The sequence below is a fragment of the Methylobacterium sp. WL69 genome (assembly GCF_008039485.1).
GTDB lineage: Bacteria > Pseudomonadota > Alphaproteobacteria > Rhizobiales > Beijerinckiaceae > Methylobacterium.
The window spans coordinates 1-19496 of record NZ_VRUZ01000009.1; the positions used below are offsets into that span (position 1 = coordinate 1).

18 protein-coding genes are annotated in these 19496 nt (G+C 70.3%); 8 read left to right on the forward strand and 10 right to left on the reverse strand.

Annotated elements, in window-relative coordinates; genetic code table 11:
* The 4 genes from FV218_RS04570 to FV218_RS04585 form a co-directional block, all read right to left on the reverse strand.
* A partial coding sequence (locus FV218_RS04570; RefSeq protein ID WP_147708865.1) for a DUF2336 domain-containing protein occupies positions 1-1114 on the reverse strand: 1114 nt, incomplete at its 3' end.
* A 158-nt stretch (positions 1115-1272) separates the two neighbouring features.
* On the reverse strand, positions 1273-2835 hold the full coding sequence (locus FV218_RS04575) for a heme biosynthesis HemY N-terminal domain-containing protein (RefSeq protein ID WP_147708866.1): 1563 nt from the start codon (positions 2833-2835) through the stop codon (positions 1273-1275).
* A gap of 168 nt (positions 2836-3003) precedes the next feature.
* A complete protein-coding gene (locus tag FV218_RS04580) occupies positions 3004-4980 on the reverse strand; it encodes a hypothetical protein (protein ID WP_147708867.1) in 1977 nt (658 codons plus the stop codon).
* 313 nt (positions 4981-5293) lie between these two features.
* Positions 5294-6010 carry a uroporphyrinogen-III synthase gene (locus FV218_RS04585; protein WP_147708868.1) on the reverse strand — a complete coding sequence of 239 codons (717 nt, stop codon included), beginning with the start codon at positions 6008-6010 and terminating at the stop codon, positions 5294-5296.
* A gap of 173 nt (positions 6011-6183) precedes the next feature.
* Here FV218_RS04585 and tsaD point away from each other — a divergent pair, with 173 nt between their 5' ends.
* Genes tsaD through FV218_RS04605 form a run of 4 tightly spaced genes read left to right on the forward strand, consistent with a single transcriptional unit; the run spans position 6184 to position 9159 of the window.
* Positions 6184-7227: a tRNA (adenosine(37)-N6)-threonylcarbamoyltransferase complex transferase subunit TsaD gene (gene tsaD / locus FV218_RS04590; RefSeq protein WP_147708869.1), complete on the forward strand. Its 1044-nt coding sequence runs from the start codon at positions 6184-6186 to the stop codon at positions 7225-7227.
* An 11-nt stretch (positions 7228-7238) separates the two neighbouring features.
* Positions 7239-8231 (forward strand): NAD(P)H-dependent glycerol-3-phosphate dehydrogenase, encoded by a 993-nt coding sequence (locus FV218_RS04595; protein WP_147708870.1) that lies wholly within the window; start codon positions 7239-7241, stop codon positions 8229-8231.
* On the forward strand, positions 8228-8692 hold the full coding sequence (locus FV218_RS04600; protein WP_147708871.1) for an opioid growth factor receptor-related protein: 465 nt from the start codon (positions 8228-8230) through the stop codon (positions 8690-8692). Before FV218_RS04595 ends, FV218_RS04600 begins: the two co-directional genes overlap by 4 nt.
* 50 nt (positions 8693-8742) lie before the next feature.
* Positions 8743-9159 carry an EVE domain-containing protein gene (locus FV218_RS04605; RefSeq protein WP_147708872.1) on the forward strand — a complete coding sequence of 139 codons (417 nt, stop codon included), beginning with the start codon at positions 8743-8745 and terminating at the stop codon, positions 9157-9159.
* A 10-nt stretch (positions 9160-9169) separates the two neighbouring features.
* Here FV218_RS04605 and FV218_RS04610 read toward each other — a convergent pair whose 3' ends face one another.
* Complete coding sequence (locus FV218_RS04610) at positions 9170-9832, reverse strand: response regulator transcription factor (protein ID WP_056086406.1); 663 nt, start codon at positions 9830-9832, stop codon at positions 9170-9172.
* Positions 9829-11256, reverse strand: a complete 1428-nt coding sequence (locus tag FV218_RS04615) for an ATP-binding protein (RefSeq protein WP_147708873.1) — start codon at positions 11254-11256, stop codon at positions 9829-9831. Before FV218_RS04615 ends, FV218_RS04610 begins: the two co-directional genes overlap by 4 nt.
* Before the next feature lie 110 nt (positions 11257-11366).
* Between FV218_RS04615 and FV218_RS22630 the strand changes: the two genes are divergently transcribed.
* Entirely contained in the window at positions 11367-12338 is a 972-nt protein-coding gene (locus FV218_RS22630) for a hypothetical protein (protein ID WP_187272961.1), read from the forward strand.
* Between the two features lie 163 nt (positions 12339-12501).
* Positions 12502-13362, forward strand: a complete 861-nt coding sequence (locus tag FV218_RS04625) for a hypothetical protein (protein WP_056086400.1) — start codon at positions 12502-12504, stop codon at positions 13360-13362.
* Between the two features lie 275 nt (positions 13363-13637).
* Here the strand turns inward: FV218_RS04625 and FV218_RS04630 are convergent, their stop codons facing one another.
* The gene (locus tag FV218_RS04630; RefSeq protein WP_147708875.1) at positions 13638-15356 is read right to left on the reverse strand and encodes a DEAD/DEAH box helicase; all 1719 of its coding nucleotides are present in this window, start codon (positions 15354-15356) and stop codon (positions 13638-13640) included.
* Between the two features lie 282 nt (positions 15357-15638).
* On the opposite strand from FV218_RS04630, the gene FV218_RS04635 reads away from it, so the two are divergent.
* Both FV218_RS04635 and FV218_RS04640 read left to right on the forward strand, forming a co-directional pair.
* A complete protein-coding gene (locus FV218_RS04635) occupies positions 15639-16760 on the forward strand; it encodes a calcium:proton antiporter (RefSeq protein ID WP_147708876.1) in 1122 nt (373 codons plus the stop codon).
* Between the two features lie 25 nt (positions 16761-16785).
* Positions 16786-17970, forward strand: coding sequence for an NAD(P)/FAD-dependent oxidoreductase (locus FV218_RS04640; protein ID WP_147708877.1), 1185 nt, complete (start codon positions 16786-16788; stop codon positions 17968-17970).
* On the opposite strand, the gene FV218_RS04645 is transcribed toward FV218_RS04640, so the two are convergent.
* From FV218_RS04645 to FV218_RS04655, 3 genes are read right to left on the reverse strand one after another with little or no spacing between them, the layout of a single operon-like run.
* Positions 17882-18598: an FAD-binding oxidoreductase gene (locus tag FV218_RS04645; RefSeq protein ID WP_147708878.1), complete on the reverse strand. Its 717-nt coding sequence runs from the start codon at positions 18596-18598 to the stop codon at positions 17882-17884. The two genes, FV218_RS04640 and FV218_RS04645, sit on opposite strands and share 89 nt — an antisense overlap.
* Positions 18591-19196 carry a sulfite oxidase-like oxidoreductase gene (locus tag FV218_RS04650; protein WP_147708879.1) on the reverse strand — a complete coding sequence of 202 codons (606 nt, stop codon included), beginning with the start codon at positions 19194-19196 and terminating at the stop codon, positions 18591-18593. The genes FV218_RS04645 and FV218_RS04650 overlap by 8 nt, the downstream gene beginning before the upstream one ends.
* A gap of 55 nt (positions 19197-19251) precedes the next feature.
* Positions 19252-19416: a YqaE/Pmp3 family membrane protein gene (locus tag FV218_RS04655; protein WP_147708880.1), complete on the reverse strand. Its 165-nt coding sequence runs from the start codon at positions 19414-19416 to the stop codon at positions 19252-19254.
* Between the last annotated feature and the right edge of the window lie 80 nt (positions 19417-19496).

Below are 19496 nucleotides of genomic sequence, written 5' to 3' on the forward strand. Positions count from 1 at the left end.
GGAGACGGACGGGAAGGGCGGTGCGCGAGGAACTCCGGTCGACGGTCGCCGGGGAGACGCGCGGACGCGCGGCGTCGGGGGCGTTGTAGGGTTGATGCGCTTTGGCATCGCCCACACGCTCGGGCAGGGCGGTGTCGAGAACGGCCGAGAGAAGGCTGCGGGCTGCGGGGCGCTGAACCTTGCGGAACAGCTTGACCAGATCGAACACCCGATCGACGGAGCGAGCGACGGTCTCGTTCAGGGTCAGGTAGACGTAGACCGCCTCTTCCTCGTGCAGGCCGGCGGCACGCAGGGCCAGGGTGAGCAGATCGTAGCGCAGGTGCGGGTCCGGCGTCGCCGCCAAAAAATCTCGGCGCAGGCCCAGCATCTCGGCCAGGGCTCCGATGAAACCGGCGATGTCGCCGCGCCCCGAGAACCCGGTGAGGACCGCACCGGCCTCGCGTGGCGGCGGCGGGCATGGCCGGAGGGCGACCGTCGCCGCAATGGCCTCGCCGATAGCATCGCGACGGGCTTCGTCGGCGAACAGGAAGAGCGGAGAAAGGTCTGCCGAAGCCACATCCGTGCGGGCGAGGAGTGCCTCGGCGAGGTCGGCCGAGCGGCGTCCGCGCCCGACGAGACGTGCGAGGGTCTCGGCCCCGAGGGAGATCTGGCCGTTGAGGGCAAGTGCCGTATCGACCTCCGCCACGGCGCGGGCGGACAGGGCGTTGACGGTCGCCCGGTCGAGGTCCGGCCGCGCGGCGATGGCGGCGCCGAGATCGGCCCCATCCGTGAGGGCGGCTTCGATCACCGACGGCGTCAGGGACGGGGCTTCGGCGACGACGGCATCGCGGACGGCGCCCCCCCGCGCAGCCAGGATCGCCAGGATGCCGGGTGGCGTTTCCGGGAAGGCGGCGAGCTTGCGCGCCACGATCTCGGCGGTCTCGTCGTCGACGATGGGGATCAGCCCGCCGGCCAAGGCCTCGAAGGCCTCGAGGGTCTTCCGGTCGCGGAACGGAGCGGACAGGAACAGGTCCGTCTGCACCCGAAGGATCACAGGTTTCAGATCGAGCGTGTCGAGGCGCGACAGTTCGATCAGGCCGGAGAGGTCCGGCGCATCGTCGAGGGATGGGTGCATGGCACTTCGATTACGCAGAACTCGCTGTCCTAGGACTTAGCGGGTTTACGTGAATCAGCCTTTAAGCCCTCTGGCACCTCAGCGTGTCGTCCTGCGCCATCCCCGCAGATCACAGGCCCTGCATCGACCCGTGATCCACCGTCTTCAATGATCTGTCCTCAGACTGCGCGGCGCGCCTTGCCGTCCGCGTTGTCTGTGGCTTTATCCACGGTCTTGGGCATCGGCAGAACCACGGGCGTCGTGGCCCCGGCCGGCATCGGGTTGGATGTGGCAGCTGCGCTCGCAGCGGTCGCGACCGGCGTCGCGCCGTTCAGCGCGATCGTGGATGGAGGTCCGGCAGGCATGGCGGCCTCCGTCGGCTTGGCCGCCTCGATGGGCAGAACCGTCTCTTCCTGCGCCTCTGGCTCGTCGGGCCTGGTCTCGGAGGGGCCTGCCAGAACCTCCGTAGGCGTCTTCCACACGAACGCGTCGAGGCGGCCCGTGATCGGGGAGATGGGCGCCCAGCGCTCGGAGGCGATGCCGTCGGCGATCCACAGGGCATCGCGGGGGGCATGCGCCGCGCGGCCGAGCCACTCGCGCGACCGGGCGGCGCCGGCACCGTGCTCGGCCTCTTCCAGGCGCGCCATGGCGAGGCAGGTCCGCACGGACGGACGATCCGCCAACAGCGGCGCCAGGGCTTCTCGGGCCTGGGCGAATTCCCGGGCCTCGTAGGCCGCCTGCGCCATGGCGAGGCGGGCCTCCGGGTGCCAGGACGAGAGTCGCGCCAGGGTCTCCGCACGGGACAGGCGGTCGCGCACGGAATCGCCGGTCCGCAGGGTCATGTAGGTCTTGGCCAGATCCGGATGCGGCCCGGCGCGCCATGCGGCCTCGACGATCTTGGCGGCCTTCCGCAGGTCACCGCGCCGCGCGAGCAGACGTCCGGCCAGCGCTGCCGCCGGCACGAGGTCCGGTGCGAGCTTGACCGCCCTGAGCACCCGCTCCGTGGCGGCTTCCGGCTCACCGGCCTCGCGCTCCTGCGCGGCGGCGGTGAGGAGCACGGCACGCTGGCGGCGGGCGACGCCCTTCTCGATGAGTCCGAGGGATGCGCGGCGCTCGACGGTCTCCGTCGCGCCGCTCCAGTCGCCATCGGCGCATTGCGCTTCGAGGACGGCCTCGTTGGCCCAGGTGACGCTCGGCGCCAGGCGGGCGGCCTCGGCCGCATAGGCACGGGCCGACGCGTCGTCCTCGCGGCGGCGCGCCTCGACGAACAGGCCACGCAGGCCGAGAACCCGCGTTTCGGGATCGTCGACCATGCGCTGGAATGCGGATTCCGCGGCTTCCCGGTCTCCCGAAATCTGGGCCGCCTGCGCCTTCAAGAGCAAGGCAAGGGGCTCCGCCCCGAGCAGGCGCTCCGCATCGTTGGCGTGGCGCCGGGCGGCCATGGGATCGCCCGAGCCCACCGCGACCATGCCGCGCGACAGGGCGGAATAGCCCTTGGCCCGGCGCCGGTCACGTGAGCCGCGCACTAAGGCCTCGGGCAAGGTGATGAGACCCCGGACGATGGCCCAGATGAAGCCCACCACGATGGCTGCGATGAGGACGCCGATCAGCGCAATGGCGAGGCTGGTCGCCACCTCGTAGCCATTCCACACGATGGTGACGGAGCCGGGATGATCGGCGACCCAGGTCGCGCCGTAGGCAGCGACGGCGAGGAGGGCCAGGAAGGCGAGAGCGCGCCACATGGGATCAGAAACTCCTGGGCGTAGCGCCGGTCGAGCCGACGGTGCCGTAATCCGGGAACGGGAGCGACGGCCGCTCCCGGGAAATCGACGACGACGAAAAGATCGTCGACGATGAGCAGGTCGAACGGCGTGCCCCGCGCAGGACGCGCCCGCTGGGATGCCGGCGTCTCAACGCGACGCACCAGCGGATGGCAACCCCTTGAACGCTTCCGAAAGCAGGGCCTGGGCCGCTTCCCCGGCCGCCGCGCGGGACTTGAGCTTGGTACCGAACTCGCCGGCTTGGGAGCGGATGTCCTCCGGGAGTGCCGCGAAAGCCTGGGCAGCCTCCGCGATGGCACCGCGGTCGAGGGCATCCTGCACCTTCGGCACTGGATCGGCGGCGGGTGCCGCCCCCTGGGCCGATGGGGCGGGAGTCTCCACCTTGCGAACCTGGACGATGGACTCGGCCATGCTCATCAGTTTCTGACTGAAGTCTCCGGTCTCGGCCACGCTTCGGACTTGCGACGCCCGGCGGGCGGCTGCGATCTTGTCCGCCACCGGGCGGAACTCGGCCGCGAGCGCCCGGGACGTCGGTGCGCCTCGCTCGGCGAACACCGCCACGGCGGTGAGACGGGCGGGGTCGCCGGGCTCATAGTTGCGCAGGGCCGAAAGCGCATCGACGTAGGGCGATCCAGTGTTCAGGGCGGTGACGATCCGGTCGGCCGCGACCACCCTCAGGGCCGCCTGCACCGTGGTGACCTCGGCGCGTTCGGACAGCGCCTTGTCGAGGCCGGCGATCCTGTCGGACTGCGCCTGGATTTGGGTCTGGACCTGACGCTCGATGCCCTTGGCCGCCTCGGCGGCCTGCGTCTTGCCGGCCTCCGCCGCCTGCTGGCTCGCCTGGGTGGCGGCCTGGACCTTCGCCTCGACGGCCTGCTGAACCTCCGTCAGCTTCTGGCCGAGGTTCTGCGTCGCCTCGGCATTGGCTTTCGCCCGGTTCTCGGCAGCGGTCTCGATCGCGGCCAGTTTGGGAGCGAGGTCGGGTTGCTCCATGGGTTTCGGTGCGGCCGCGATCTGGCTTTCCACCGTCTTGAGGCGCTCGGCGAGGGCCGTCACTTGCGCGGCGTCACCGTTACCCGGGTTCACCGCCATGCGGGCTTCACCACCCTGGTCGCGGCCGGGCTCCTCCTGAAGCGCCGAAAGGCGCTGGTCGAGGCTGTCGAGGCGGGTAACGATGTCCGGTGGCAGGACGGCTGCCTGCGACACGGAGCCGTCGCTGTTCGGGGCCGGCGCGGCGCTTGCCTTCTGAAGGGCTTCGCGCGCGGTCGACACGGCGTCCGGTACCGCCTTCAATGCGCTCTCGTTGGACGCGACACGCTGGGACAGGCGGGCAACCTCGTCCTTGGGAGCCAAAGCGGCGATTCGTTCATCGAGGGCGGCGAGACGACCGTCGTCGGGATGGCCGAGCACACCGGCGCGCTCGACGGCGAACAACAGGCCGGCACCGATGACGCCGCCGAGGAGACCAGCCGTCGCCACCGAGCCGAAGCCGGGACCACGCGCCGCCGACGCCGGGGGCGTCGGGGCGATCTTGGGTGTCGTGCCACCCGACCCCGCGGCCGATTTGGCCGCATCCCCCGTCAGACCGCCCACCGCCGACTTCGAATCGACGGATGCGAGCCCGGCGTACTTGGTCTCCTCGGACTTACTATCCGCGGACTTGCCATCCCCAGGCTTTGTCGCGACGCCCGGCATGATGCCGGCGCCCGTGGCCGACGTCTTCTGCGCCGGCGCGGGATCGGGCAGGCGCTTGGCCTTGAGGTCGATGATCGGGCCGTCCGTCGTGGATGCCGCCGGCCGCGGCGTACCCTGAGGTCCACTGGTGAAGGTCGCGGTCCTCGGGGCGTCCTTCGTGTCCGCCTTCGGCACTTCGCCGTTGCCGAGGTTGCCCTTGCCGGGGTCATTCTTGCTGGCGTTGCCCTTGCCTGGCTCGGTCTTCGGCGGATCGACTTTGCTCGCTTCGACCTTCGGCGGCTCCTTCGACGCGTCGGATGGCTTCACCGGCTCGGACGCCTTCGTGTCGGCGGGCTTCGGAGCGACGGGCTTCCCCGTCTCGATGGCTCCCAGGCCATCGGCCGATCGGGGCGCGTCGGCGGATTTCGCCACGGGTGATCCGGCGGGCTTCGCCGCTTCTCCGGGGAGGGGAGCCGACGCCGCGGAATCCGGCTTCGTGCCGGACGCAGCCGGCACGGCTCCCGGGGATGATGGTGTCGGCTTGGATGCCTCGGGCGGGCGCGCACCGGGGGCGCTGCTCGGTCGGTCGGCGTCGCTGTTGGGTGGTTTCACGGTTGTTGCTCCCTTCCCGACGCTGCCCCGTCCCCCGCACCGGTTCTCGGTGCTCTGCGGGTTCGGCGATCGCGACCCAGTTTCTTGGAAATCGTCCTAGCACCACGGCCCGCGCCGGTGCGAGGCCCTTCCGTCAGGTTCCCGTCGCCAAACCTGCCAGAAGCGTTTCCTCGTCCGGCCGTTCCGCCACGAAATGCACGTCGAGGCCCGCCGCGACCAGGGGCGCGGCCACGTCACCCGACAGGCAGTAATGCTTGAGCGCGCCGAAGGCTCCGCCGAGCTCCGCCCGGCATGCCAGACCGTAGGCTGTCTCGGCGCTGCGCCGCGAGTAATGGAGAACGGCCTCCAGTGAGCCTGGATACGCTCCGAGCGCCGTCGCGATGGCTGTCGGCAGTACTGACTCAGCCACTGCCGCGTAGGCGACCACGCTCGAGATCGGATAGCCCGCCGTCCGCAGGGATGCCGTCGGCTCCGCCTTGCCGTCGGCGCCGGCCACATGGAGAAGGAGACTTCCCGCCGGCAGGGTGGCGCGGACCAGGACGACGAGATGAGCGGCATCGCCCCCCGCCTCCGCGACCGCGCAGAGCCCGGCCCGGCGGGCGAGGGCCGCCGTCCGCGCGCCCACGGCGAAAGCCGGGACGTGTTCGAATCTCACCCGATCGGCGGCCGTCAGGGCCGCCACGGCGTTGGCGCTCGTGAGTAGCAACCCGGCGAAGGCGGCTGCGGGAAGGGCCGCGCCCGTCGGGCGAATGGTCAGGACCGGCGCCACGACGGGGGTATGGCCGAGGGCCGAGAGGCGCCGTCCCGTTCGCGCCGCGCCCGGCTCCGGCCGTGCCACCCAGATCCGCATCCCGTTCACCCCGTCCGGTCGTTGCCCTGATACCGCCGGGCCGTCTAGGATGCACCGGTCAAAACCACGTGCCGGTGGGGCCGGCCGTGATGGGCATTTTCCTCACGTGGCGCGCGCACCCTCCCGGTCGTCTCACCCTCGGATCACACGCCCCGCATGAACGTCCTCCCCAAATGAACGTCCTCGGCATCGAAACGACCTGTGACGAGACCGCCGCCGCCCTGGTCTGCCCCGGCGAGGGTGGACGCGGGCGCATCCTCTCCAACGAGGTCCTGAGTCAGATCGCCGAGCATGCGGCCTACGGCGGCGTGGTGCCGGAGATCGCCGCACGGGCGCATGTCGAGGTCCTGGACCGGCTGATCCTCCGCGCCCTCGATGGCGCCGGCCTGCGCCTCGCGGACGTCGACGGCATCGCGGTGGCGGCGGGCCCTGGCCTCATCGGTGGCGTCCTCATCGGCCTCGTGACGGCCAAGACCCTGTCGTTGGTCGCGCGAAAGCCCCTCATCGCCGTCAACCACCTCGAGGCCCATGCCCTTACGGCACGTCTCACGGATGGAATCGGGTTTCCCTACCTCCTGCTCCTCGCCTCCGGCGGCCATACCCAGCTGGTGGCGGTCAAGGGAGTGGGCGACTACGTGCGCCTCGGCACCACCATCGACGACGCCATCGGGGAAGCCTTCGACAAGGTCGCGAAGCTTTTGGGCCTCGGCTACCCGGGCGGCCCCGAGGTCGAGCGCATGGCCGAGACCGGCGACCCCGAGCGCTTCGCCCTGCCGCGCCCCATGCTCGGCCGGCGCGATGCCAACTTCTCCCTGTCCGGCCTCAAGACCGCCCTGAGGATCGAGGCGGAGAAGCTGGCGCCCCTCTCCAGCGTCGATGTGGCCGACCTCTGCGCCGGCTTCCAGGCGGCCGTGGTCGACGTCATCGTCGATCGGCTGCGGGTGGCCATGCGCGACTTCGCGACGGTCGCCGGCCATCCGACGGCGCTGGTCGCCGCCGGCGGCGTCGCGGCCAACGGCGCTATCCGCCGGGTCCTCACGACACAGGCCGGGGAAGCCGGACTCCCCTTCGTGGCGCCGCCCTTGGCGCTCTGCGGCGACAACGGCGCGATGATCGCCTGGGCCGGCATCGAGCGCCTGCGGCTCGGCCTCGTCGACGATCTCACCGCCCCGGCCCGCGCCCGCTGGCCGTTCGCTGAGCCCATCGCCGCCGCCTAAGAGGAGCCCCCATGAGCAGACCAATCGCCGTGGTCGGCGGCGGTGCCTGGGGGACGGCGCTCGCCAACGCGGCCGCCGTCGCCGGTCATCCCGTGATCCTGTGGCTGCGCGACGCCGCCGCCGCCGCCCGCCTGGAAGCGACCCGCGAGAACGCGCGCTATCTGCCCGGCGTGTCCCTCCATGCCGCCATCCGCGCCACGTCCGATGCGCGAGACCTGCGCGACGCCGGAACGGTGCTGATGGTCACCCCGGCCCAGACGCTGCGGGCGGTCCTGTCGGACCTCGCCCCGTCCTTCGATCCGGGAACGGCCATCGTGCTCTGCGCCAAGGGGATCGAGCGCGGCAGCGACGCGTTCATGAGCGCGGTCGCCGCCGACATCGTCGGATCCGACGCCCCCGTGGCCGTGCTGTCGGGGCCGAGTTTCGCGGCGGACGTCGCCCGCGGCCTGCCCACCGCCGTCACCCTGGCGGCCGCCGATGCGGGTCTCGCCGCCCGCCTCGCCACCGCCCTGTCGGGGCCGAACCTGCGCGTCTACCACACAGACGACGTCCGCGGCGTCGAGGTCGGCGGCGCTGGCAAGAACGTGCTCGCCATCGCCTCCGGCATCGTCGCAGGACGGGGTCTCGGTGAATCGGCACGGGCCGCCCTCATCGCCCGGGCGTTCGCCGAACTCATGCGCTTCGCCCGAGCCTATGGCGGTCGACCGGAGACCCTCATGGGCCTGTCGGGCCTCGGCGACCTCGTCCTTACGGCGTCGTCGCCGCAATCGCGCAACTTCGCCTTCGGCTTGGCGCTCGGCGCCGGAGCGTCGCCCGACGAGGCCGCCGGCGGCAAGCTCGCCGAGGGCGCCTACACCGCCGCCGCCCTCGTGGCCCTGGCCCGTGCCCGGGCCGTCGAAATGCCCGTCGCCGAGGCGGTCGCCGCCGTCGTGGCGGGGACGGCCAGCGTCGAGACCGTCATCGCCGCCCTCCTGGCGCGTCCGCTCAAGGGCGAGGCGGAATGAAGCCCGGACCGATCCACGCCTTCCTCGCCGGCTATGGCCAGGACGGTGCCGGGCGCCTGCTGGCGGAGGTGGTCGCGTTCGGCGATGCGCGGATCGAGGGCGTGCACGATTTCATCCAGTGGTGCTTCCCGCTTCACGAAGCGAGCCTCGCCGTGCCCGGTGCACCCGTCCTGACCCGCGCCGAGGCCGCTGCGATCCGGGCCGACGCGGCCGCCCTCGCAGGCCTGCGTGCGGTGCGCGACCGAATGATGAACTTCTACGCGCAGACCGACGGTTGGCTGCGCACCCACGACCACAATCACCTGCGCATCACCCGTATCCTGCGGGCCCTGCGCGATCTCGTGGGATTGGCCGAGGCCCGGGCCTTCCACGATCTGGTGCTCGCGCGCAACGCCGGCGCCGGCGCCCCGGTCAATCCGGACAGTCTTCGTTACTGGTCCGCCGCCCTCGCGGGGGACTGACGGCCACGCTTCTCCGATGGTAAGGCATCCGCCGTTTCCCGGAGATCCGCATGGCCCACTGGCTCTACAAGTCCGAACCCGCCACGTGGTCGTGGGATCAGCAGGTCGCCGCCGGGGCCGCCGGCACCCATTGGAACGGCGTGCGCAACCACGTCGCCAAGAAGAACCTCCAGGCCATGGAGGTCGGCGAGCTCGGTTTCTTCTACCATTCCAACGAGGGCAAGGCGGTGGTCGGCCTCGTCGAGGTGATCCGTCCGTACTATCCGGACGATTCCGACCCCACGGGCCGCTTCGGTATGGTGGACCTGCGCGCCGTGGCAGCGCTCCCCCGGCCGGTCTCCCTTGAGGCGATCAAGGCCGAGCCGCGCCTCGCCGCCATGGTCCTCGCCAACAATTCCCGCCTGTCGGTGCAACCGGTGACGGAGGAAGAATGGGCGATCGTGCGGGCGATGGGCGGGCTCGCCTGAGCCTGGCCGCTCACCCCTGCCGCTGCGCCTGCGTCACCGCCACGTGGATGAGTTCGGCGAGCGTGCGCACGCCGAGCTTCTGCCGCATCTGCGAGCAGGCGTTGGTGACGGTCTTGTAGCTCACCGACAGGTCGCTCGCGATGGCACCGTAGGACTTGCCCTGGGCCAGACGCGCCAGGATCTGCTGCTCGCGCGGCGTCAGCTGCGCCTCGGGCGTGCGGCGCGGGTCCGTCCGCAGCATGGCGACCTCCGTGGCGAGGCGGCGGTCGAGGTAGACATGGCCGGCGCGGACGCGGTCGAACGCCTCGAACAACTCGCCGGAGGCGTGGTCCTTGAGGACGTAGCCGAGGGCCCCCGCCTCGAGGGCGCGGGCCACGATGACCGGATCGTTGTGCATGCTGAACACGAGGATGCGCACCTGCGGATCGACGCCGCGCATCCGTCGGATCAGGGCGAGCCCGGCGAGCCCGCTCCCCTGAAAGGTCAGGTCGCAGATCACCATGGACGGCTTGAGGCGGTGGAAGGCGCGATAGGCCGATACGACCGTGGTCGCCTCGACGATGCGCTCGACACCGGCATCCTCCAGCACCCGGCGGCAGCCCTGGAGCACGATCGGGTGATCGTCGATGACGAGGACGGGCGCTCGCGTGAGGGTGGTGGGGATCGCATTCATGCGTCGGAGATCACGCTCGTGTCCTCGGACCGTTCGGAACCGAACGGTATCATGATCCGGACAACCGTCCCGGGCGACCCGTTGTCAAGCACCAAAGTGCCGCCGAGGGCTCCGACGCGCTCGCGCATCCCCGACAAACCAAGTCCGACCCGGTGATCGGGGGCGATTCCGCCGCCGTCGTCGCGCACGGTGATCATGAGGCGGCCCCCCGCTTCCTCATAGGCCTCCACGGTCACTTGGACCGCCCGCCCGTGCCGCACGGCGTTTGTCATGCTCTCCTGGATGGAGCGGAACACCGTCAGGTCGGTGACGTCGCCGTAGCCGGGCCCAAGTCCGTCGAATGTGCCGGTAAACCCGGTGCCCGAGTGGCGTCGGGTGAAATCCCGCAACAGCAGAACGAGGCAGTCGGGCAGGGGAACTTGCCCCAGGGCGTGCGGACGCAGGCGGTTGAGGAGGTCGCGGTTCAGGGTCTGAACCTGACCGACGATGGTGCTGATCTCCTCAGCGCGCTGGGCGAGCTTCGTCCGGTCGGGCGCGACCTCGGCCCGTGCCATGCGGATCACCGAGGCGGCGTTGGCCTCGAGGGCGAAGAGGCACGGGCCGAATTCATCGTGGAGTTCCAGGGCCGTCGCCCGGCGCTCGTCGTCCTGGGCGGAGAGGAGCTGGCGATTGAGCCGGCCGTTGGCCGCGCGGGTCTCCGACAGGGCCTGGGCCACGCTGTTGAAGCGCGCGGCGATGATGGCGAGCTCGCGGGACGCCGGGGGGGCGAGGCGCGCGGTGTAGTCCTGCCGCTCGAGCTGGGTCAGGCCGTCGGCGACCTGAGTCAGGGGTGCCAGCACCCGGCCGAACGCCACGTACAGGGCGATGAGCAGTCCGAGGCTGACGAGCAGGCTCGCCACCGACAGGGACACGGCGTAGCCCCAGACCTCGTCGATCTCGTCGCGGGGCTGGGTGGTGATCCGCGCCATGCCGATGTTCCGGCCCTGGACGACGATGGGCAGCTCGTGCCGGCGCGCCTCCGGCGCGATGAGGGCGACGAACCAGTGCGGGGAGTCGTGCTGGTCCCGGCGCAGGCGCGGGGAGGGCGCCGGCACGACGGCGCCCGACGCGTCGAGAACGGTGACGCGCACGTGACGCAGGCCCTGGACACGCAGGCGCAGGGTTTGGAGCAGGGTCTCGGGCGAGGCCGATTGCGCGAGATCGATGGTATCGGAGACGAGGAGCTCGACATTGGACAGGGCGGCCTTCATCTCGACCTCGACGGCCGAGCGCGCGTTCAGCACGATGACACCGCACGACAGCAGGGCCGCCAGGAGATCGATGGCCAGAACCAGGACGATCATCCGCGTCCGCGTCGGCAGGCGCGCCCAGAAGGTGGGGGGGGCAGTCCAGACGGATGGGTTCGAGGCGGGAGCCGTCGTCATGTTCGGAGTGCCGGGGAACGGGGCGGGACGTAAGCCGCTTGTAGCCCACTCGCCATGGGATGGAACGCGCGGAGCACGGTTCTCCCGCGTCTACGCTGGACCCGCGGACCATGGTTGATCCGCGCGACGCGATTCGCGATCACCTCGCGCGGGCCCTCGACGATCCGGCATCGCGCTGGAGCCTCGGCGGGTTCGGCGCCGTGGCAGAGTTCGACTGCGCCGCTGGCGAGCCCGTCACGTGCCTCGGACGGTTCGGGCGGTTGACCCCGCGTGGCGCCCTGATCCTCGACCCCACCGACGACCTCGTGATGGTGGCCTACGAGACCGGCTTCACGGGCGGCTGGAGCCATTGCGTCGCCCTGTGCCTTCCCGCAGCCGGGGCCCTGGTGTCGGGTGTTGAAGTGGTCAACCTGCGGGGAGCGGATACGGGCGCCGCCCGCCCCCAGGATCGCGATGCCCTGATCTTCGACCTTGGACTTGGGATGCCGCAGGGCTGGGCCGGGCTTCGGACCCGAGATCCAGACCTCGTCGCCCGCCTGTCGGCGGCGTGCGGCGTGTCGGCCTTCGCGTCCGGCAGCCCTGTAGCCCGGCTTCTCGCCGAACGGCGCGTCGATGTGGTGATGGGAACGCCGCTCGGGCGGATCGAGGTGTTCGGTGGCCCTGCTGCGCCCGCCATGGGAGGGCCGCGTGCCTTCGTCGCTCCGCGGATGTTGCGGGCGGGCCGAACCCATGCGGCCACGGCGCCAATTCCACCGGGCCTCGTCCCCTGCGCCCTTCTCCATCCGCCCCATCCGTGCCGTGATGCGGAGGGGCGGCCAATCCCATTCGATGCAGGCAATCACGCCGCGTTCCAGGCGGTGCTGTCCCGTTGGGGAGACCCTCGCCTCGTCGCCCTCAAGGAGCGGCTCGCAGCAGGCGAAGCCATGCCCCGCGGCGCCGGCCGAGCGGCGCGCGCGGTCGGCCGGGTCGTCGCGGCGCAGGTCGCATGTCAGGCTGAAAGCATCCTCGAACCCGATACCGGCAAGATGGTGCCTGGGTCGTCCCGGGACGTGGAGAAGTCGATCCGCGACACCACTCGTTAAAGCGTACGGCTTAATCCAGATACCAACCGGGTAATCTCGGGCTTCGACTGTCGATACGTTGCCGGACATCTTCATGCCCCATTGTCGGGATCAGTTCACGAACACGGCACCGCGTCAGCAGCTGAAAACGGCTGCAGGGTGCGTTCGGGATGAGTTCACGCTGATGTCGATTGCCCTCGATCCGTCCGAGATGCGCGCCCCCGGGGAAGGCCACGCCCCGGTCAAGCGGCGTATTCCCTCGGGCGTCGGCCGCCTCGCCCTGCTCACGCTCCTTGGAAGCGTCGGCCTCGTCGGCCTGTCGGCTGGAGCCTATTCGATGCTTTCGGGCCTGGCCGGTCCGCCGCCCTCCAAGGTACGCATGGGTCGGGTCTCGACCGATTGGCCCGACCTGCGCGACGGCGTGCCCGCGCTTGTCTCCAGTGTCGGTACGCCTGCGCCGATCGCGGCCCCGGCGGCCCCACCGGTGCGCGAGGCCGCCTTGGCCGATCCCGGTTCTGCCAAATCCCTCGCCGCGCCCATCGAGGTGATGACGGCCCAGCCCAGGGCGGTCGGGGCCAAGCCGGCCGAGATCAAGCCCCCGCAGGTTGTCAGCGTGGCGCCGGCCACCAAGCCCACCCGCCTGCCCGTCATCGAGAACGCCGCGACGCTGCCCAACGCACCCGCCGTCGCCCTCGTGGAGAAGGCTCGTACGGTGCCCCTCGTCGCCCCGACGCCCACCGAGACAACCCGCGCCCGTGCCACGACGGGCACTGCTTTCGCCGCCTTGCCGCCCGCCCCAGCAGAAGGCGCGTCCAAGCCGAAATCAGCCCCATCCGTGGCGCGAGCCAAGCCCGCTGCCAAGCCGGTTCCGGTCGCTGTCGAAAAGGTCGCCGCGGCTCAGCCGCCGCGGGCTGCCGAGCCGGAGGCCGAAGAGACCGAGATGTTCGGCATGAAGGTGCCGTCCCTGGCGCCCATGGGCCGCAAATTCGCCGAAGGCGTCGAAGCCCTGGGCAACGCCGTCAAGCGACTGCCCGAGCAGTTCTGAGGGCAGTTCGACCCAGGCCGAATCTGCCCGTCAGACTAGGCAAAGTGATCTGACCGAACGCTTCGGCGAACTTCATCCGGCTACCCAGCCCAGAGGTGGCGGGGCTGCGACCTCCAGGGATGCCCTCCGGGATCGCATGATTCCGAAACGCCCTCCTTCGGGGCCTCCGATCCACTCGATCCCATGAGATGACGATACATACGAGGAAGGCGCGATCCCTCGCGGGATCGCGCCTTCCTGGTGTCGTCACCTTACCCCTGCGCGGCGAGGCGCCGCTACGACTTCGCCTTGCTGCGCGGCTTCTTGCCGATTTCCCGCTCGTGGCGGGCACCGCGGGGGCTCTTGAAGCCCTTGGGGCCGCTGGCCTCCTGGTCGCTGCCGGCCCCGTCGAGGAGCGCCTCGACCTGAATTTCCGGCGATCCGTTCTTGGCGAAGGTCTGAGCGAAGCGCGAGGCCGCGCCGCCGCGCACCTCGAACTTGGTTTCCCGGTCGAAGATGCGGATGGCGCCGATCTCCTGACGGCCGATATTGCCGCGCCGGGTCAGCATCGGCAGCAGGCGGCGCGGATCGGCATTGTCGCGCCGGCCGAGGTTGAGCCGGAACCACACCGAGGGGCCTTCGGCGTCGATGCGTGCGGTATCGGCGGGATCGTAGACCGGCCGGGCCTTGCGCTCGGGGCCGGCGCCCGGATCGGTCACGTCCTCGGGCTCGGGCAGACGGGCACGGTAGATCCGGGCCAGGGCCGCGGCGAGTTCCTGCGGCGTGCGCCGGGCGAGCAGGGCCTCGCCCATGGCGACGTCTTCCTCGGCCGGGGCCTCGGTGAACAGCGGGTCCTGCCACATGCGCTCGCCGTCGAGGGCGCGGATCTCGTCCGCCGTGGGCGGGCCGGCCCATTCGGCGTTGACCTTGGCGATGGCCAGCATCTGCTCGGCGCGCCGGCGCTTGGAGGCCGGGATCAGCAGGACGGAGGTTCCCTTCCGCCCGGCGCGGCCCGTGCGGCCGGACCGGTGCTGCAGCACTTCGGCGTCGTGGGGCAGGTCGGCGTGGATCACCAGACTCACGGTGGGCAGGTCGATGCCGCGCGCAGCGACGTCGGTGGCGACACAGACCTTCGCGCGGCCATCGCGAAGCGCTTGGAGGGCGGCATTGCGCTCACCCTGGCCGAGTTCGCCCGAGAGTGCCACGGCCAGGAAGCCGCGCTCCGTCAACACGGCTTGGAGGTGGCGCACGGCGTTGCGGGTGTTGCAGAACACGATGGCGGTGGGCGCATCGGTGAACCGCAGGGTATTGACCACCACGTGCTCCAGCTCGCGCGGCACCACGCGCACGGCCCGGTAGGTGATGTCCTCGTGGCCGCGCTCCTGGCCCTTCACGGCGATGCGCAGGGCGTCGTTCTGGTAGCGCTCTGCCAGGGTCGCGATGGCCTTCGGCAGGGTCGCCGAGAACAGCAGCGTGCGTCGCTCCTTCGGGGTCACCGACAGGATGAATTCCAGATCATCCCGGAAACCGAGGTCCAGCATCTCGTCGGCCTCGTCGAGGACGACGGCGCGCAGATCCTGGGTTGCGAGGTTGCGGCGCTCGAGGTGGTCGCGCAGGCGGCCCGGCGTGCCGACGACGATGTGGGCGCCGTCGTTGAGCTGGCTGCGCTCGCGGCGCGGGTCCATGCCGCCCACACAGGAGATCACCCGCGCGCCGGTCTCGGCGTAGAGCCAGGACAGTTCGCGCTCGACCTGAAGGGCGAGCTCGCGGGTGGGCGCGATGACCAGGGCCAATGGCGCGCCGGCCGGGCCGAACCGCTCCGCGCCGTCGAGCAGGGTGTCGGCGAAGGCCAGGCCGTAGGCCACGGTCTTGCCCGAGCCCGTCTGGGCCGAGACGAGGAGGTCGCGCCCCTGCGCGGCCGCTTCGATCACCGCATTCTGGACGGGTGTGGGGTCTTCGTAGTCGCGCGCGGCCAGAGCTCGGGAGAGCGGGGCCGGCAGGGTCGGAAAGGGCACTGAGGAGCCTTGCGGGCAAACAGGCGAGAATCCGCCGGGAGTTGGCCGCGCAAAGCGCGAATCGATCCCCTCGGTGCGTGATTCCGGCCTCGATCGGTTACGGATACGGCGTCTTGTAGCGGGAACCGCGTCCGCGCGCCATCTCCGCGCACGCATGGGTGGCTTCCCGCACAGTTAAGTCTTGTCTTTCGGTCGTGCCCGTGACCCCCGTGGGCCATTCGCGGACGGCTCGACGAGATCTCGTACCTCGCGGTGCGAAGCCCGACGGTGACAGGGGGAATGATGGCGGCAGTATTGCGGCTGGTCGTGGCGTGGACGAGCGTCGCCGCGTTCTTCGTGTTCGGGCCGGCCTGGCTCGCCGACCTCGGGGCCCCGCTGTGGGCTTCGGGTCTGTTTCTGTGGCTGTTCCTCGTGATCCTGTGGGCGGCGTTCGGCGTGGTCCACGAGGCCGAGGAACTCGCCCACCGCCTCGGCGAGCCCTACGGCACCCTGGTCCTGACGCTTTCCATCGTCGTCATCGAGGTGGTGCTGGTCTCGGCGGTGATGCTGTCCTCCAAGGCGGTGCCGACGCTCGGACGCGACACGATGTTCGCTGTGTTGATGATCGTCCTCAACGGCATCGTCGGCCTCGGGTTGCTCATCGGCGGCCTGCGCCACCACCAGCAATCCTACAACCTTCAGGGTACCTCGGCCTTCCTGTCGGTGATCATCCCGCTCACGACCATTGCGCTCATCATCCCGAACTTCACCACCTCCACCATCGGCGGCACGCTCACCCCCGTGCACGCGATCTCGTTCTCGGTCTTCACGGTGGCCCTCTACGGCATCTTCCTGCTGATCCAGACCGGCCGGCACAGCAGCTTCTTCATCCACGACGGCGGTCGCGTGGCGAAGTCGAACCCTGGGACCGTGAGCCCGGAAGCGGCCTCCGATGGGGAGGGTCGCGACACCGGTGCGATCCTCCGGCACGTGGCGCTTCTCATCGCCAATATTCTGCCCATCGTGCTCCTGTCGAAGAGTCTGGCCGCCATTCTGGACCACGGGATCGAGGCCCTTGGGGCTCCTTCGGCACTGGGGGGCGTGCTCATCGCCGCCATCGTATTCACGCCGGAGGGCATCAGCGCCCTCAAGGCCGTGGCGCGCAACGAACTGCAGCGGGCGATCAACCTCTGCCTCGGAGCGGCGACCTCCACCGTCGGTCTCACGGTACCGGCGGTTCTGGCGGTCGGCCTGCTCACGGGCCAGACCGTGGTGCTCGGCCTCGCGCCGACGGAGATGACGCTCCTCGTCGTCACCCTCATCCTCAGCACCCTGACGTTCTCAGGACTGCGCACCACGGTGCTCGAAGGCGCCGTCCACCTCGTGGTGTTCTTCGTCTACCTCGTGTTGATCTTCAGCCCGTGATTCACCGACGCCCGGAAGCGACGACATGAGCGAGGTTCTGGTCATCGGAGCCGGGGTCGTCGGCCTCGCCGTTGCCCGTGCGGTCGCCCGGCGGGGCCACACCGTCGTGGTGGCGGAGGCCGCGGGTGCCATCGGTACCGGCGTCTCCGCGCGCAGTTCCGAGGTGATCCACGGCGGAATGTATTATCCGGAGGGATCGCTGCGCGCACGGCACTGTGTCGCCGGCGCGGCGATGCTCTACGCGTTCTGCGCGAGCCACGGGGTGCCGCACCGGGCCTGCGGCAAGCTCATCGTCGCCACCGACGAGACGGAACGCGCGGCCATTGCCAAGATCCATGCGCGTGGTGTCGCCAACGGTGTCGAGGGCCTCACGCTCATCGATGGGGCGGAGGCCCGCGCCCTCGAACCCAACCTCACCTGTGTCGCCGCCCTGCACGCGCCCGGCACGGGCATCATTGACAGCCACGCCTTGATGCTCGCCCTCCAGGGCGACATCGAGGATCGCGGTGGCGCCATCGCGTTCCACAGCCCCGTGGCGGGCCTCGCCAGAACCGGCGGCGCCTGGGTCGCGACCGTGAACGGGGACGAACTCGCCTTCGACGCCGTCGTGAACGCCGGCGGTCTCGGCGCGCACGGCGTTGCCGCGCGCGCCGCAGGTTATCCCTCGGAGCGCATCCCACCCAGGATCCTGGCCAAGGGCAGCTATTTCGGCTGCCTCGGCCGTCCGACGTTTTCGCGGTTGATCTATCCCGCGCCCGTCGAGGGCGGTTTGGGAATTCATCTCACCCTCGACCTTGCCGGGCGCATGCGCTTCGGCCCCGACGTCGAATGGATCGAGGCGGAGAATTACGACGTCGATCCCGGCCGCGCAGACGCGTTCGTGCGGGCGATCCGGCGCTACTGGCCCGGTCTGCCCGAGGGTGCCTTGACGCCGGATTATGCCGGCATCCGCCCGAAGCTCACGGGGGCCGGCGCGCCGGCGGCGGACTTCCTCATCGACGGACCGGCGGAGCACGGCTTGGCCGGCCTCGTCCACCTCTTCGGTATCGAGAGCCCCGGCCTGACGTCGAGCCTGTCCCTGGCCGAAGAGGTCGCCGACCGCCTGTGTCCGCGAGATCCCGTCAGCCGCCGAAGCGCTCGGTCCGAATCGTGCCGGGTGGGAGGCCTGCCTCGACGAGAAGGTCGGCCGCCGCGGATACGAACGGGTTAGCACCGCAGAGATAGGCGTGCCGCGGCCGCCCGAGGCGCGTCAGGGCCTCGCCCACGAGCGTCGCATCGATGCGCCGACCGCCCTCCCGGGTGAGGCTCAGCATGAGGTCGAAGCCCGGCTCGTCGTGGGCACGCCGGCTCAGCTCGTCGCGGGCGATGGCCTCCGCCCCGTGACGCACGGAATAGAGCAGCAGGGCCGGTACCGTGGGAGCCGCCTCGGCCCGGTGACGCAGCATCGCCAGCAGCGGCACCACACCGGAGCCGCCCCCGACGAGAAGGAGGGGCCCCCCATCCTGCGCACGCCAGACGAACCCGCCGCCGATGGGGCCACGCAGTTCGATCGTGTCACCCACCTCCGCCACGCCATCGAAGAAGCTGGACACCTCGCCCTGCGCCGACCCCTCGACCATAAGCTCAATCGTGCCGTCGTTACCCGGTGCCGAGGCGATGGAGTAGCTCCGCTGCGCCTGATAGCCGTCCGGGGCCGTCAGACGCACATCGACGTGCTGGCCGGCCAAGGCGATCCGATCGAACGCAACGGCGAGCCTGAAGCTTTTCACTCGGGCCGTCACGGGCGTGATGCCGATGATGGTCGCACTCAGCCAGGGGAGGGGGGACGGTTCAATCACCTGTGAAGCGCTGCTCGCGCCATGGGTCGCCGTACATATGGTATCCGCGCATCTCCCAGAATCCGCCCTCGTCCTTCTCGGTGAAACGCAAACCCTTCAACCACTTGGCGCTTTTCCAGAAGTAGAGGTGCGGTACGAGCAGACGGGCCGGGCCGCCATGGTCGGGGGCGATCGGTAGCCCGTCGTAATGGGTCGCCACCAAGGCGCGGCCGCCCGTGAGATCGGCGAACGGCACGTTGGTGGTGTAATCGTCATGTCCTTCGGCAAGGGCGAAGGCCGTTGGTGCCGAGATGCCGGCGTCGGCCAGAAGATCGTCGATGCCGACCCCCTCCCACGCCGTGTCGAACTTCGACCACTTCGTGACGCAGTGGATTTCTCCGCCCCAGCGGGTCCGAGGCAGGGCGCTGAAGTCCTGCCAGGTCCAGCTCTTGAGGGGACGCGAACCGACGCGCAGGGTGAAGCGCCACGTCTCGCGATCGACCCGCGGGGTCGGACCGATCTGCAGTACAGGGAAATCTTGCGTCAGGTACTGACCCGGTGGCAGGCGTTCGCGCGTCGCCTCCGATGGCGGTCGTCCAGTGAAGCCGCGTGTGCTCATGCTCACCTCGTTCGCGTTACGGTTATCGACGCACAGTCTTGTTCGATCGGCGACGTCAGCGGTCGCGAATGACGATCCAGAGGGCGTGGATCATGCCCGGGACGATGCCGAGGACGGTCAACAGGATGTTGAGCAGGAACTGCAATCCGATGCCGGCCGTCATCAGGACGGCGAGGGGGGGCAGGAAGATGGCAAGCAGGATGCGAACGAGATTCGACACGATGTCTCCGTGACGTGATGCGGCTCATGGAAGGGCGCAGAGGCAACTGTACCGCTTGTCTCCGGGTTCCAGGTGGAGGT